Source organism: Roseibium sp. MMSF_3544 (assembly GCF_030732845.1).
In the GTDB taxonomy this organism is placed as follows: domain Bacteria; phylum Pseudomonadota; class Alphaproteobacteria; order Rhizobiales; family Stappiaceae; genus Roseibium.
Genome location: NZ_JASHKA010000013.1, coordinates 127814 through 142076 on the forward strand (window position 1 = coordinate 127814; position 14263 = coordinate 142076).

The 14263-nt window shown below is 56.8% G+C and carries 15 protein-coding genes; 9 read left to right on the top strand and 6 right to left on the bottom strand.

Annotated features, from left to right (window positions below; all coding sequences use genetic code 11):
* Window positions 1–73: 73 nt before the first annotated feature.
* The gene (locus RBB47_RS19185) at window positions 74–1231 is read left to right on the top strand and encodes an alanine--glyoxylate aminotransferase family protein (protein ID WP_305987482.1); all 1158 of its coding nucleotides are present in this window, start codon (window positions 74–76) and stop codon (window positions 1229–1231) included.
* A gap of 7 nt (window positions 1232–1238) precedes the next feature.
* Here the strand turns inward: RBB47_RS19185 and RBB47_RS19190 are convergent, their stop codons facing one another.
* On the bottom strand, window positions 1239–1922 hold the full coding sequence (locus RBB47_RS19190) for a FadR/GntR family transcriptional regulator (protein ID WP_305987483.1): 684 nt from the start codon (window positions 1920–1922) through the stop codon (window positions 1239–1241).
* 215 nt (window positions 1923–2137) lie between these two features.
* Between RBB47_RS19190 and RBB47_RS19195 the strand changes: the two genes are divergently transcribed.
* The 7 genes from RBB47_RS19195 (at window position 2138) to RBB47_RS19225 (ending at window position 8476) form a co-directional block, all read left to right on the top strand.
* A complete protein-coding gene (locus RBB47_RS19195; RefSeq protein ID WP_305987484.1) occupies window positions 2138–3088 on the top strand; it encodes a fumarylacetoacetate hydrolase family protein in 951 nt (316 codons plus the stop codon).
* A 57-nt stretch (window positions 3089–3145) separates the two neighbouring features.
* Window positions 3146–4138 (top strand): ABC transporter substrate-binding protein, encoded by a 993-nt coding sequence (locus tag RBB47_RS19200; protein WP_305987485.1) that lies wholly within the window; start codon window positions 3146–3148, stop codon window positions 4136–4138.
* A 93-nt stretch (window positions 4139–4231) separates the two neighbouring features.
* Complete coding sequence (locus RBB47_RS19205; RefSeq protein WP_305987486.1) at window positions 4232–5065, top strand: ABC transporter permease; 834 nt, start codon at window positions 4232–4234, stop codon at window positions 5063–5065.
* Window positions 5065–5877 (top strand): ABC transporter ATP-binding protein, encoded by an 813-nt coding sequence (locus RBB47_RS19210; RefSeq protein ID WP_305987487.1) that lies wholly within the window; start codon window positions 5065–5067, stop codon window positions 5875–5877. Before RBB47_RS19205 ends, RBB47_RS19210 begins: the two co-directional genes overlap by 1 nt.
* Window positions 5878–5887: 10 nt before the next feature.
* Window positions 5888–6643, top strand: coding sequence for an ABC transporter permease (locus RBB47_RS19215; protein ID WP_305987488.1), 756 nt, complete (start codon window positions 5888–5890; stop codon window positions 6641–6643).
* A 24-nt stretch (window positions 6644–6667) separates the two neighbouring features.
* Entirely contained in the window at window positions 6668–7732 is a 1065-nt protein-coding gene (locus RBB47_RS19220) for an Ldh family oxidoreductase (RefSeq protein WP_305987489.1), read from the top strand.
* A 57-nt stretch (window positions 7733–7789) separates the two neighbouring features.
* Window positions 7790–8476: a fumarylacetoacetate hydrolase family protein gene (locus RBB47_RS19225; protein WP_305987490.1), complete on the top strand. Its 687-nt coding sequence runs from the start codon at window positions 7790–7792 to the stop codon at window positions 8474–8476.
* An 85-nt stretch (window positions 8477–8561) separates the two neighbouring features.
* On the opposite strand, the gene bktB is transcribed toward RBB47_RS19225, so the two are convergent.
* Together bktB and RBB47_RS19235 are read right to left on the bottom strand one after the other, a co-directional pair.
* Window positions 8562–9746 (bottom strand): beta-ketothiolase BktB, encoded by a 1185-nt coding sequence (bktB, locus tag RBB47_RS19230; RefSeq protein WP_305987491.1) that lies wholly within the window; start codon window positions 9744–9746, stop codon window positions 8562–8564.
* Between the two features lie 150 nt (window positions 9747–9896).
* On the bottom strand, window positions 9897–10886 hold the full coding sequence (locus RBB47_RS19235; RefSeq protein ID WP_305987492.1) for an NADPH:quinone reductase: 990 nt from the start codon (window positions 10884–10886) through the stop codon (window positions 9897–9899).
* Between the two features lie 95 nt (window positions 10887–10981).
* Between RBB47_RS19235 and RBB47_RS19240 the strand changes: the two genes are divergently transcribed.
* Entirely contained in the window at window positions 10982–11833 is an 852-nt protein-coding gene (locus RBB47_RS19240) for a LysR family transcriptional regulator (protein ID WP_305987493.1), read from the top strand.
* A gap of 138 nt (window positions 11834–11971) precedes the next feature.
* Here the strand turns inward: RBB47_RS19240 and RBB47_RS19245 are convergent, their stop codons facing one another.
* From RBB47_RS19245 to RBB47_RS19255, 3 genes are all read right to left on the bottom strand, one after another.
* On the bottom strand, window positions 11972–12481 hold the full coding sequence (locus RBB47_RS19245; RefSeq protein ID WP_305987494.1) for a fasciclin domain-containing protein: 510 nt from the start codon (window positions 12479–12481) through the stop codon (window positions 11972–11974).
* Between the two features lie 436 nt (window positions 12482–12917).
* Complete coding sequence (locus RBB47_RS19250) at window positions 12918–13580, bottom strand: SDR family NAD(P)-dependent oxidoreductase (protein WP_305987495.1); 663 nt, start codon at window positions 13578–13580, stop codon at window positions 12918–12920.
* A complete protein-coding gene (locus RBB47_RS19255) occupies window positions 13577–14071 on the bottom strand; it encodes a nuclear transport factor 2 family protein (protein WP_305987496.1) in 495 nt (164 codons plus the stop codon). Before RBB47_RS19255 ends, RBB47_RS19250 begins: the two co-directional genes overlap by 4 nt.
* Window positions 14072–14263 lie beyond the last annotated feature (192 nt).

Consider the following 14263-nt stretch of genomic DNA (forward strand, 5'->3'; position numbering starts at 1 on the left):
GACTGAATTATGAATTCATAATTCATTATCAGCAAGCACCGTCCTTGCAGAAATGTCCTCAAGGGGATCAGTCATGAGAAAAGCCGGCCGCCATTTCCTTCAGATTCCAGGACCGAGCGCCGTGCCGGACAGGATCCTTCAGGCCATCAGCAGACAGACAATCGACCACCGGGGTCCTGACTTTGCCGAAGTCGGGCGCACTGCGCTTGAGGGCATGAAGCGGATCTTCAAGACCGAGTCGTCCGTGATCATCTACCCGAGCTCCGGTACAGGTGCCTGGGAAGCTGCTCTCGTCAACACGCTTTCTCCGGGCGACAAAGTGCTCATGTATGAGACCGGTCATTTTGCTGCGACGTGGAGCAGCCTTGCAAAAAAGATCGGTCTGGATGCTGAAGTCATTGGCGGAGACTGGCGCGCAGGTGCCGACCCGGACCTGATTTGCGAGCGGCTCAAACAGGACTCAGGTCACGAGATCAGAGCAGTTTGCGTGGTACACAACGAAACCTCGACAGGTTCGGTCTCGCCAATTGCTGAAATTCGAAAGGCCATCGACGAGGCCAACCACCCGGCCCTGTTTCTTGTCGATACAATATCAGGCCTTGCCTCGATCGATTTGTGCTTCGATGCGTGGGGCATAGACGTTTGCATAGCCGGCTCACAAAAAGGATTGATGCTGCCGCCGGGCCTGTCTTTCAACGCGATCAGCGAAAAGGCTCTGGCTGCCCACAAATCGGCATCGCTGCAACGCTCCTATTGGGACTGGTCCGACATGCTTGGACCCAATTCCAAAGGTTTTTTCCCGTACACGCCCGCAACCAATCTTCTCTACGGTCTGAACGAAGCCATCGAAATGCTTGAGGAAGAAGGGCTCGACAACGTGTTTGCACGCCACGCCCGTCATGGCGCAGCGACCCGCTCAGCGGTGAAAACCTGGGGGCTGGATGTCCTCTGTGCGCGGCAAGGACAGGAGAGCGGCGTCCTGACTGCGGTCGTTATGCCGGATGGTCACAGCGCGGACGCTTTCCGAAACACCGCGCTTCAATCGTTCGACATCTCGCTCGGAAACGGATTGTCGAAAGTCGCCGATCGCGTTTTCCGCATTGGTCATCTCGGCGATTTCAACGACCTCATGCTGTCAGCGACACTGGCAGGTGTGGAAATGAGCCTTGCCCGGGCTGGTGTCCCGCACAACGAAGGTGGCGTTCAGACGGCCATGAACCAGCTCAAGTGACCACTGTCTAGTCGTCAAACGGCTTGTAGGACCTGTCGCGAACCGACCGCAGATGCGTTCTCATCGCTTCGGCTGCCCGCTCCGGATCCCGGTCGACAATTGCATCATAAATCGCGTCGTGTTCGGCAAAGCTCTTGTGATCCTTCGGGGGAAGTCTGGTCGCCCGCATTTGCCCCCAGACCGTCGACCGTCGCACGATGTTGAGCGTGTCAAACAGGCTGATCAGCAATTTGTTGCAGGTCGCAGCGGCAATCGCCTGGTGGAAGTTGTTGTCCCAGGACTCGTAGACGCGCCAGTCTTTTGCAGACTTGCAGAGCCGCACGCAGCGCCGCATCTCGGCAAAGTTGGAAGCTGTTCCGTGAAGCGCGGCCAGTTTCGCCATCTGCGGCTCAATGGCCATCCGCGCTTCGATGACTTCGGTCGGCCTGCACTGTTCACTAAGGTACTCAACCTCGCTCAAATTAAGGACTGGCCGAGGCCCGAAAAAGGTTCCACGCCCGACGTGACGCCAGATTTGCCCCTCCGCCTCGAGCTGTGCTAGCGCGTTGCGCAACTTGCCACGCGAAATTCCAAGCTCCTCGCAGAGACTGCGTTCCGGAGGAAGTCTGCCGTTAAGCGCCATTTCCCGATCGTTCAGGAAATTTCTGAGCAATTCCACGTCTTTCGTTGCGTCTTGAGCACTGCGAACCATTCTGAACCATTTTGATAATTGGGTTGAAAAACAGGCTTCTTTCGCCCCGACGTTCATGTTTTCATCAACACATAAGCACTGATTGAGCAACGTTCCAAGTAGTTCTAGTGCCAAACAGACCAATATCAAAATGGTTTGACCAACTGAACAAAACGGAACGGAAAGACAAGAGGTTCGCCGCTGCGGACCAATAATCAGCTTATGGGAGGTGTTGTATGCGTCTGGCAAGTTTCAACTGCGACCAGGGCAGCCACGTAGGCGCCATCATCGATCAGAACACGTTGCTCGACCTGACAGTAGCGGTCGAATTGGCGCGCGGTTCAGGCAAGATCAGCGCGGACATGTCCGCTCCTTGGACAATGGTCGACCTGATCGCTGCAGGCCCTGACTTTCTGGCCGCCTGCCGCTCGCTGATCGGTGATCCTTCTGTCGCGCAAGCTGTGCTGAACCTGTCGAGCGTCGAACTCCTCGCACCAATTCCCCGCCCCTTGAAAAATGTCTTTTGCGTGGGAAGCAACTACCGGGCTCATGTGACGGAAGCCAACCGCGCGCAAGCCAAAAAGGACGAAGCACCAAAACTGCCCGTGTTCTTCACAAAGCCGCCAACCGCGGTTGTAGGACCCCATGCTTCAATCCGTCTCGACCCGGCGGTCTCTGAAAAAATGGACTACGAAGTTGAGCTCGGCGTCGTGATCGGCAAGGCGGGCCGCAACATAAAGCTTGCCGATGCGGTCGATCATATTTTCGGGTTCACGATCATCAATGACGTGACGGCGCGGGACTTACAGCGGGCGCATGGCGGCCAGTACCTGAAAGGCAAGGGACTGGACACCACCTGCCCCATGGGCCCGTGCATCGTGACGATTGACGAGTTGCCACATTTTGAAAACCTGCGCATCGCCCTGCGTGTCAACGGCGAGCTTCGCCAGGATGGCAACACCGGCAACATGATTTTCCCTATTCCGCGCCTTCTTGAGTCCCTGTCAGAGGGTCTCACGCTGGAACCCGGCGATGTTCTTGCAACCGGCACCCCGTCGGGTGTCGGCTATGCGATGGACCCGCCTCAGTTCCTCAAGGACGGTGACGAAATAACGTGTGAGATCGAAGACGTCGGCAAGCTGACCAACTTCGTCCGCAAAGCTGCAACGGAGGCTGCCGCAGCGTAAAACATAGAAATATCAGCCATTTAACTCTGGAGTGAATGACTTAGGGAGGAAAAAGTCATGAAACTGCGACTAATCAAACAGATGGCATTGCTGTCCGGACTGGCGGTTGGCTTGAGCGTGAGCGCCATGGCTCAGGACAAGGGTTCCATGAAAGTTGCATTCGGCGACGTTCCCGGCGGTGAAATGACAAACTTCATGATCGCTGTTGAACGCGCCAAGGAGCGCGGCGTCAACGTCGAAACTCTCTTCCTTAAATCTGAAGATCTTGCTGCACAGGCTGTTGTGAGCGGCGACGCGGATATCGGCGTTGGCACGCCCTATGGCTTGATCCAGCGCGTCAACGCGCCGATCCGCATGTTCTACCAGCTTTCCATGCTGCGCTTTTATCCAGTTGCAAACGGTGAAAAGTACCAGAAATGGTCCGACCTTGACGGTGCCAACGTTGCCGTTCACGGCCGTGGATCTGGTACGGAAGCGATCATGCAATGGATGGCCAAGGAAAACGGCGTTGAGTATGGCAACGTAAGCTACGTTCCGGGCTCCGGTGTGCGTGCCGGTGCACTCCTTCAGGGCCGCATCGACTTGTCGATCGTCGACTATGAGCGCAAGCGTCTTCTCGAACGCGAAGCGCCCGGCAAATTCGTTTTCCTGCCGTTGCCCGAAATCAAGGCGACTGACGAGGCCCTTTACGCGAACACCAACTGGCTTGAGCAAGAAGAAGAAGCCGTTGCCATCCTTGTTGAAGAGCTGATCAAAACGTGGCGTGAAATCAATGACGACCCGTCAGCCGTGGTCACCCTGCGTGAACAGTACAATGTTCTGCCCGACATCGAGCAGGTCGAGGTTGACGAGATGTTGCCTGCATTCGAGCAGGGCGTTTCGATCGATCTTTATCCCAACAATGGCGGCACCGCCGACTCTGTTGCTGAAGACTTCGTGTTCTTCACAACGTCCGGTTCCCTTGATGGCAATCCGGATGAGTTGAAAGTCGACGACTTCTGGTATCTCGGCCCGGTGACGGCCGCGACAGCGAAACTCGACAGCCAGTAGGGCAGCCAGGGCAAAAGCCCATCAGGCGGTGCGCCGGCCAAATTCCGGCGCCCGCCAGTTTCCACAGTTCACACGCGAGGTCTCTCGACGGTCATGAACGCGAGTCCCGACTCCACCAACAGTGCGGCCACCGCGCTCCCCGGCTCCAGCCTGGAAGTCTCCGGCTTCCGGGTTCGGTTGACCGGTTTTCAGCTCAGGCTGATCTCGGTCATTGTTTTCTTCACCGCCTGGCAGATAGCCGGCCTCATTCCGATCAGTCCGGCCTTCCCGACCTTTACGGCGACCATGGCCTCAATGTTCGAGATGACGTTCGACGGCACCATGATTGCCGCCTACATCGAAACTCTGAAACCGCTTGCGCTCGGCGTCGGCATCTCTGCCACCTTTGGCGTTGCAATCGGTGTTTCCATGGGGCTTTACAAGGGGTCACGGTGGCTCTTCGAGCCGATCTTCGTCGTTCTACAGGCTTCGCCGGTCGCAGCGCTGATCCCGTTGATCACCTATGCCTACGGTATCGGTCTGACGGCCAAGACGATCGCTGTGATCATTCTGGCGTCGCCGATCATCGTTCTGAACACCTATAAGGCCGTCGGCAATGCCAGCCCGGTTCTGATCCAGATGTGCTGCTCCTTTCAGGGAACGCGTCTGCAGCAGATCTGGAAAGTCATCATTCCGAACGCTGCACCGGTGATTTTTGCGGGCCTTCGGCTTGGCGTGGCAGCCGGCTTCATCGGCGTCATTCTGGCCGAACTTCTGATCACGCCGACCGGGATCGGTGACATCATCTCCTACAACCGGTCGATCGCGAATTACCCGCACATGTATGCAGCCGTTCTGTCAATCATCGTCTTTTCGGCCGTGATGGTAGGTCTGCTGGAAAAGGCTGAAGTCAGGTACTTCCGCCCTGAAAAGAAACGAGGCAACTGATGAACCAGGCTGTTCACCTGCCGCTTCTGGACGAAGCAACTCCTGCCGACCCGACGAGCAACATCGTGGCCGTGCGGGGCATCACGAAATACTACGGCACGGACGTCCATGCTCTGGAAAACATCAATCTGGATTTTCCGACCGGACAGATGACGACCCTGCTCGGACCGTCGGGTTGCGGAAAGACGACACTTCTCAAGATCGTCGCCGGTTTGCTCGAAGCCACAAGCGGTGAAGTCTTCGTCAAGGGAAAGCCGGTTACAGGACCTGGTCCTGAGCGGGCATTCGTCTTCCAGGATTTTGCCCTGCTCCCCTGGGCGACGGTGACGCGCAACGTCGCGTTCGGACTGGAGTTGACTGGCGCTCCCAAAAAGGAACGCGAGGACATTGCCCGCAGTTTCATCGACAAGGTCGGTCTTGCCGGTTTTGAGGAAAAATATCCTCACGAACTTTCAGGCGGCATGCGCCAACGTGTCGGTCTGGCAAGAGCGCTCGCGGTTGATGCTGACGTGCTCTTGATGGACGAGCCGTTTTCAGCGGTCGATGAACAGAACCGGCGCAAGTTTCAGGAAGACCTTCTGCGTCTGCTGTCCGTTGAAAACAAGACCGTGCTCTTTGTCACCCATTCGATCGAGGAAGCGGTCTACGTCTCGGACCAGATCGTCCTGTTGTCGCCAAGACCCGGACGCATTCACTCCATCATCCGCCCGGAGTTGGACCGTTCCGAAAGTCCTGACGACATTCGCCGTGACAAGATCTACCTCGATACGGTTGAGGAGATCTGGGGCAACATCCGCAAATATCTTGAGTGAGAGCCAAATCATGGAAATCAAAGGTATAAATATCCCTCCCGTGTTCTCGCTCCTGATCTGGATCGGTTTGTGGGAAGTTGTTGGCCGAATGGATCTGGCCTTCATCCTGCCGCCGTTCACCGCTGTGATCAGCGAATTGACGGTGCTGATCGTACGGCCCGACTTTCTCGCAGCAGCCTGGATGACGTTCAAGGCGTTTGCCATCGGCATGTTCTTCGCGATCACCGGCGGTGTGTTTCTGGGCTTCGTCATGGGAACCAACAAGACCGCCAACAGCATTCTCGGCATGTGGGTGAACATCCTGGCCAGCGCACCGCTGTCGTCGCTTGTCCCCGTGCTGATGCTGCTGTTTGGTCTGGGTCAGCTGACGGTCATCATCATCGTCGCGCTGTTTTCCATCTGGATCATCACGCTCGATACCTATGCCGGTGTGCTGCACACACAGAATTCTCTGAAAGAAATGGGCCGCTCTTTCGGCGCCAGTAAGTGGCAGCTGATCTCCAAGATCGTGTTCTGGTCGGCATTGCCGGAAATCCTGGCCGGAATCCGGCTCGGGCTTATCCGCGCGGTGAAAGGGATCGTCATCGGTCAGCTGCTTTTGTCTGTTGTCGCGCTCGGCCGGATGTTCCGGACATTTTCAGACAATTTCCAGTTCACGGAATTCTGGGCGCTGACGCTGATCCTATTCGTCTTCGCCTTGCTGTTTTCCACTCTGGTCGGCTTGCTTGAAAAAAGGGTTGAGTACTATGCAGGCACCCGGACCTGACGCTTCCAGGGGAGGCTGGCGCCCGTGACCGGACCGGAAATCACTTATCAGGCGCGCGACCTTGCGGCGTTCCTTTCCTCTGCCCTGCAGGCGCTTGAGGTGCCGGAGGCAGACGCCGACATCGTTGCGCGCCTGATGACCCAGGCGGACCTGTTGGGCTACGACACGCATGGTTCTTTTCGCCTGCGGCAATACGTGAACCGCTTGCGTGACGGCGGCAACAATCCCCGCCCGGACATAAAGATCGTCTCGGATAATGCCGCGACAGCCATACTTGACGGCGATAATGGCCTGGGTCATCTCGCGATGAACCGGGCGGCGGACCTTGCCGTTGAAAAGGCGAGGCAAAGCGGCATTGGATGGGTCGGCATACGCAACGGCAACCATGCCGGGCCGGCATCGCTTTATGTCAACATGGTTGCCGAAGCCGACATGATCGGCTTGATGGCCGCCGTTGGGAGCGCAAACCACGTCGCACCTTTCGGCGGTCTCGATCTGCTGCTTGGCACGAACCCGCTGGCGATCGCCGTTCCGGCAGCGCAATCACCGCCATTCGTTCTCGATATGGCCACGACCACTGCCGCGGCCGGCAAGATCAAGGTGCTCGCCCAACGGGGGGAACCTATGCCTGAGGGCTGGATGGTGGATCGGCAGGGCAAACCCCTGACCGATCCAACCCGCCAGTCTGAAGGCCTTCTGCTTCCGATTGGCGGCGCGAAGGGATACGGGCTTGCCATGGCAATCGGTTTGCTCGCAGGAACGTTGAACGGCGCGGCCTTTGGCAAGGATGTGGTGAATTTCACCAAAGAAACCGCAACACCAACCAATACCGGGCAATTCATCGCCGCCATTTCCATCTCAGCATTTGGTGATGTTGAAAGCTTCAAGGCGGCGGCAGATCGGGTCTTCGACGAAATGCGCGGTGCAGAGCCCCTGCCCGGTTTTGATCCTGTCCGCATTCCAGGTCAGGAGCGCCCTGACATTCTTGAAAAGAGACGTTCCGGCGGCATCCCGCTGCATCCCAATCTTGTAAAGGTTCTCGGCGAGATCGCCGGGGAACTGGACATCCCCGAACTAAGGGCTAGTTAGGCCCAGTGTTCCAACGAAACCAATACGAAGATATTTCGATCAGGACGAAATGAGATCATGAGTTACGTTTTCCCGCCGCAACAACAGGTGACGCTCCCGATCAAGGGGTCGGATGCGCTTTTTCCAGTGAACCGTGTCTACTGCGTGGGGCGCAACTACGCGGCCCATGCCATTGAAATGGGCCATGACCCTGACAAGGAGCCCCCGTTTTTCTTTCAGAAGAACCCGGACAACCTGCTGCTGGAAGGACAGGCTTTTCCCTATCCGCCGATGACCGGCGACGTTCATCACGAAATCGAACTGGCCGTGGCGTTGAAATCCGGCGGCACGAATATCGCCGTGGAAGACGCGACAGACTGCATCTTCGGCTATGCAGTATCTCTTGACATGACACGCCGCGATCTGCAGGGACAAATGAAGAAACTTGGCCGTCCCTGGGAAATCGGCAAAGCTTTCGAACATTCAGCACCTTGCACGGCAATCTCCCCGGCATCTGAAATAGGCCATCCGAGCGCAGGAGCTGTCTGGCTGAAAATCAATGGCGAAACTCGCCAGGAAGGCGATCTGAACCAGTTGATCTGGAAGATCCCAGAAATGATTTCCTATCTCTCGGAGTTATTCGAGCTCCACGCAGGCGACATCATCCTGACGGGCACACCGTCCGGCGTCGGACCTGTACAGCGCGGCGACGTCATGCACGGTCATGTGGCCGGGGTTGGAGATCTGCACGTGAACGTGGTCTGAGAAGACCCGTTGCATCGCTGAAAGGACCAGACAAAACAAAACCGCCCGGATTTCCCGGACGGTTTTAGCATTCAGGCAAACACGATCAGTTCGCCATGTTCTCCACGATCACGGCAATACCCTGGCCACCACCGATGCACATCGTTGCAGCTCCGAGGCTTTTTCCTGTACGGCCGAGTTCATGAACGAGCTTGGTCATAAGGATTGCACCTGTTGCTCCGATCGGATGGCCGAGAGCGACCGCACCACCGTTGGGGTTCACCTTTTCCGACGGCAAACCGAGCTGGTCATTGACCGCACAAGCCTGCGCGGCAAAGGCTTCATTCGATTCAACCACATCCAGATCATCCGCGCTGATACCTGCGCGTTTCATGGCAATCTGCATGGCCGGTACAGGACCAATGCCCATGACTGCGGGGTCCACCCCCGCAACACCATAAGAACGGATGCGGGCAAGCGGTTTGAGGCCCAGCTCAGCGGCCTTTTCAGCAGTCAGAAGAATGACCGCTGCGGCACCGTCATTGAGACCGGACGCATTGCCCGCCGTGACCATACCGTCCTTTTTGAAGACCGGGCGCAGACCTGACATGTCTTCGATTTTCGCCTCGTGGCGGACATGTTCATCGGTATCGAAAACCTTTTCCTTACCGCGGCGTCCAACGGTAAGCGGGACGATCTGATCCTTGAAGCGCCCCTCCCGGATTGCTTCGCTTGCACGTCGATGGCTTTCAACGGCAAATGCGTCCTGCCGGTCACGCGGAATGTCGTATCGCTCCGCAACGTTTTCCGCAGTAACGCCCATATGACCAATCCCGAACGGGTCATGCAGCGCACCGATCATCATGTCGACGATACCCGAATCGCCCATCTTTTGGCCCCAACGCGCGCCCGGAAGTTGATAGCCTGCGCGGCTCATGTTTTCCGCGCCGCCCACAAGCGCCGTGTCGCCGTCGCCCATGGAGATTGCCTGGACTGCCGAGACGACGGCCTGAAGGCCACTGCCGCACAGACGGTTCATGGTCAGAGCCGGAGCATGATCGGGAACCCCAGCCTGGCGAGATGCCACGCGTGAAATATACATGTCCCGTGGTTCGGTATGGATCACGTTGCCGAAAAAGGCCTGGTCGATCTGATCCGCCTGAATCCCGGCCCGCTCGATCGCTGCCTTGGCTACTGTTGTTGCCAGCTCACAGGGCGGTGTGTCCTTGAGCGCACCGCCGAAGCTGCCAACGGCCGTTCTTGCAGCACTTGCAATCACAATCTCTTTCATAGGTTCAATCCCTCCGCATCGCGGTCCGGTTGCGTGATTTTCGGGTCGTTTCCATCCAACAAGCCCCTTCTCAACAACAGATTGCCCCGGACGGCAAGCACATGCAATTTGCCCAAAAGGTCATCCGACCTTGGTCTCAGGCAGCCCGCATCACACCTTCAGCACCACTGAACCAGCACGATCTCCAGCGGCAATCATTTCATGCGCGGTCGCACAGTCTTCCAAAGGCAATGTCTTCGAGATCCTGATATCAAGCGCGCCCAGTTCCAGAAGCTTGGTAAGGTTATCGACTGTGGCCGCCCTTTCCGATTGCGACAGCAAGTAGACAAGCACCAAATCGATCGTCACGGCCTTGAACATGAGCGGGTAGAAGGGAAGCACCGGCGTCATTTCCTTCGCCGACCCGAATGCGGCAATGGTTCCACGCTCTGCAATGATTTTTGTATTTGTTTCAACGTTCTTACCGAACTCAACTTCAACGATCCGGTTCACAGCCGCACCGCCGTTCGCCTCGAGGATCTCTTCTGCAAGGTGATCGCTCGAATAGTCAAACACATGCTGCGCGCCAGCGCTCAGGGCCGCGCCCATCCCCTGCTCGCCCCGCGCCGTGGCGAGAACTCTGGCTCCGGAGGCAGCGGCGACTTGGATGGCAAGCCGCCCTACCGTTCCTGCGCCGCCGCTGACCAATACGGTTTGTCCCTCGACAGAACCACCGCCCAACACTGCGTGGCAGGCGGTCAGACCCGGGATGCCAAGCACGGCTCCTTCTTCAAAGCTAATGTGGTCCGGCAGCGCCACAGCTTGCTCTTCTGGAAGCGCAATGTACCCGGCCGCAGTTCCGAAGGCTCGCTGCCACTGGCCGTTCCAGATCCAGACCCGTTCACCAACTCGGCTCCCGGCAACGCCCTCACCCACTGCTTCAATCACGCCGGCACCATCACTGTGCGGAATGATTTTCGGGAATGGCGGTTCGGTTACACCCGGACGGCCTCCTGCCCGTGCGCGAATGTCTGAAGGATTAACGCCTGACGTTTCCAGCCGGACGACCACCTCGCCGGGTTCAGCTGAGGGAACCGGCAGGTCTTCAAGACGCAAGACGTCGGCCGCAGATCCAAATCGATCGTAAGTGATGGCGCGCATGGCATAACTCCTATGTTCGTGCAGAACTATGCAACGCTTTCGTTCATCTGAAAAACGAATTTAATTAATCAAATGGATGCGATATTCTAATTCACATGCACGATCTGGATCTCGACCTGCTGCGCTGTTTTGTGACCGTGGCGGATGACCGCAACTTCACAACTGCCGGCTCCCGATTGGGCAGAAGCCAATCCGCCGTCAGCGTCCGGATCAAAAAGCTGGAAGAGCTGATTGGGTCTCAACTTCTCTTGCGCAACAATCAGGGCGTCGTTCTGACAGAAAAGGGAAAGTCTCTTTACCCAAGAGCCAGACAGATCCTGAATGACAGCGAAAGCCTGCTGGCCGAAATGACAGAGCCGGTCGTTTCCGGGCGTCTCAGAATAGGCATTCTGGAGTATATATCGCCCCATAGAATTCCGGAGTTGCTGTCTTCGGTGCAACGCCAGCTTCCTGACGCCGATCTTTCCTTCCGGGTCGGCTTGAGCCAGACTCTTCTGGCTTTGCTCAAAGCCGGCGAGCTTGATCTTGCATTGGCCCTGCACGATCCAAACAGCAAAACGTCCGTGCCAATCGCCCAAGATCCACTGGTCTGGATTGAATCAGCTGAAAAGGATGGATCGGAGCCAGACGGGACGCGGTCCTTGTGTCTCATGCAGGCACCCTGCATCTATCGCAGCGCAGCCCTTCAATCACTCACGGATGCGCGACTATCGCACCGCGAGGTGCTTACCTGCAGCAGCATCCAATCCGTTCGAAGCGGGGTAATCTCCGGCCTTGGCAAAAGCGTTCTTGGAAAGTCGTGTCTCGGCGAAGGCTTGCGGATAGCACAAGCCATGCAGGACCTCGGGACGTTGCCCGAGGCAACATTGAGCCTTCATGGAAGCGACAAGAGAAAGGACGCGATCGCAAAAACGCTGAAAGGTGCGTTGCGGGATCTGTTGGCCTGAACCTCTATTCTGCCGCTACAGTGTTATGGATGTTCCGCAACAACAAAAAGCACCCGCTGGCAAGACCAGCGAGTGCTTCGGAAAGTCAATGCTTTCAGAGACGTCTTCTAAAACGGTCAGGGGCGTTGCCCCTGCCTGTTAGTGACAATCCGGACGCTCTCCAGGCAGAAGGACCTTGTCGATCACATGGATCACACCGTTGTCTGCCTTGATGTCCGCGATGATCACGTTGGCGCTGGAACCAGTGCCGTCAGCAATGTCCACACCACCGCTGGAGCGCGTGATGCAGGTACGTTCGCTGGTCAAAAGCGGCTTGAAGTAGTTGGAACCGACCGGGATTTTGTTAGAGGTCAGCTCACGGTCATCAACATGATAGAGGAGCACGTTGGTGAGCTGGTCCTTGTTTTCCGGTTTCAGCAGGGTTTCCACGGTACCTTCCGGCAGCGCGGCAAACGCATCATTTACAGGTGCGAACACGGTGAACGGGCCAGGGCCCTGCAAAGCATCGGCAAGACCTGCTGCCTGTACGGCGGCAACAAGGGTGCTGAAGCGTTCATCGCCCGCAGCAATATCAACAATCGTATTTGCGTTTGCCTGACCGGCAAAAAGACACACTGCTCCCGCAAGACCCAAAAGGCTCTTTTTCATGACATCTACTCCAAGTGTCGAATGATTACAGGGACACTACGCCGCATTGACTGGTACAGATCTTACAAGTTTGGAAAAAGTCGATTTTTATTATTTCCAATCCAATAGACCGATATTTTCGTACTCGCGCGCGTACGCTGCGTCATCTGACCGCCGCCGCTTTCCGGGGGTCTGCGCCAATCCTTATCAGGAGCCCCGCCTGACGCATCCTGGGGTCCTACTCCTGATTTTGCATGGACTGCAATATCGCTGGAATGATCTCGGCGATCTTCTGGACATCCGCTGTCGCCATGCCGTGAAACACGAAGGGGCGTGGAGACTTTGTGCAGGACAAATTGAAGCTTGCTTGGAACCGCTTCGGAGTTTCGTTCCTTGAAAGGCTTTTCAAACCGTCGGCAACGCAGCTTTTGGCGGGCCCGCCGGAAGGAACCCGACCTCACCAATCGATCTGCTTGCGATCGCGAAAGAACCCGCCCGTCGGTCCGTTCTCTTCAAGTGTCGCAAGCCAAATGGCTGTGTCCGCACCTTCTTCGGGAGATCTCGAAGCGGCCGACCCGCCCATGCGTGTGCGCACCCAGCCAGGACACATTGCGTTCACTTTGACATTGCGCGGCAACGTTCTGACCGACGCGACGGTCAAGGCATTCAAAGCTGCCTTGGCGACCCCATAAGCCGCCGGGCCTGCGACACCGTCCGAAAAGGCGCCCCAGCCAGACGACACATTGACAATTCTGCCGTAACTGTTGCGCACCATTGATGGCGTGAGCAGGTGCATCAGCAGGTATGGCCCATGCACCATCACGGACATCGACGTTTCAAAGTCCTGAGGATCGTCGAGCAGCCGGCCAGAGCCGAGAACGCCAGCGTTGTTGACAAGTATGTCGACAGGCCCGAGCTCGCCGACAGCGCGACGAATGCTGTCGCGGCTTGAAACGTCAAGTTCAACTGCCGTTGCCTTGATATCGTGTGCGATACTCTTTCCTGAGTTTAAATCGCGCACGCCCAGCACAACATCACACCCCTTGTCGACGAGGCTATGTGCGATCGCGAGACCAATGCCACGGTTGCCTCCGGTGACCAGTGCGCGTTTCTTGTTCATCGTGCCAATCGCTCCGGGACCGGCGCCAATTCATACTGAGACCAAAAGAAGGTATTGGCCGCGTCCTGATCAGCGCTCAGATTGGTTGCTTCTACAATCTTGCCGTCTTCGATCCGATAAACAAGCGCCCAAGTGGTATCCACATTTGGTTTGCCGTCCGCATTGGACCAGCCGCGATGAATATCGACAACGTGCGTTTCATCGGCCCCGAAATAGATTGGCTCCGCCTTGAAACCGGCAACGCCCAACTGTTCGAAAAAGGCCAGGACTTCATCACGACCATTCTTGGTTCCGGACAACGGGTGACGACCGGGAATGTGCCATTTCACGTCGGCATCCATAACTGCTGCTATGCCGTCCAGATCGCCGGCGCCATAGGCTGCAAAGAAGTCCTGAACCACCTTGATATTTTCTTCGGGGGACGCGGCCATAGCGTTCGCTCCTGTCAGGATTGAAGCGGCCATAACTGCCGCTTTAACAAAGGTCTTCATCGGTAAACTCCTCTCTATCGCAAGCCCGACCGCCCATGCTCGACACGATCTTCAGATCGCAAGTCGCTCTTTGGACACGGTGCGCTCGCCTCCACGTCGCCTTCGCTCTGGATTCTTCTGTCTGAATGCGCTGTCGGGCGACACCGGCAATGTAGATAGGTGCACAAGAAAAGATAATTCGCTAACTTTTCA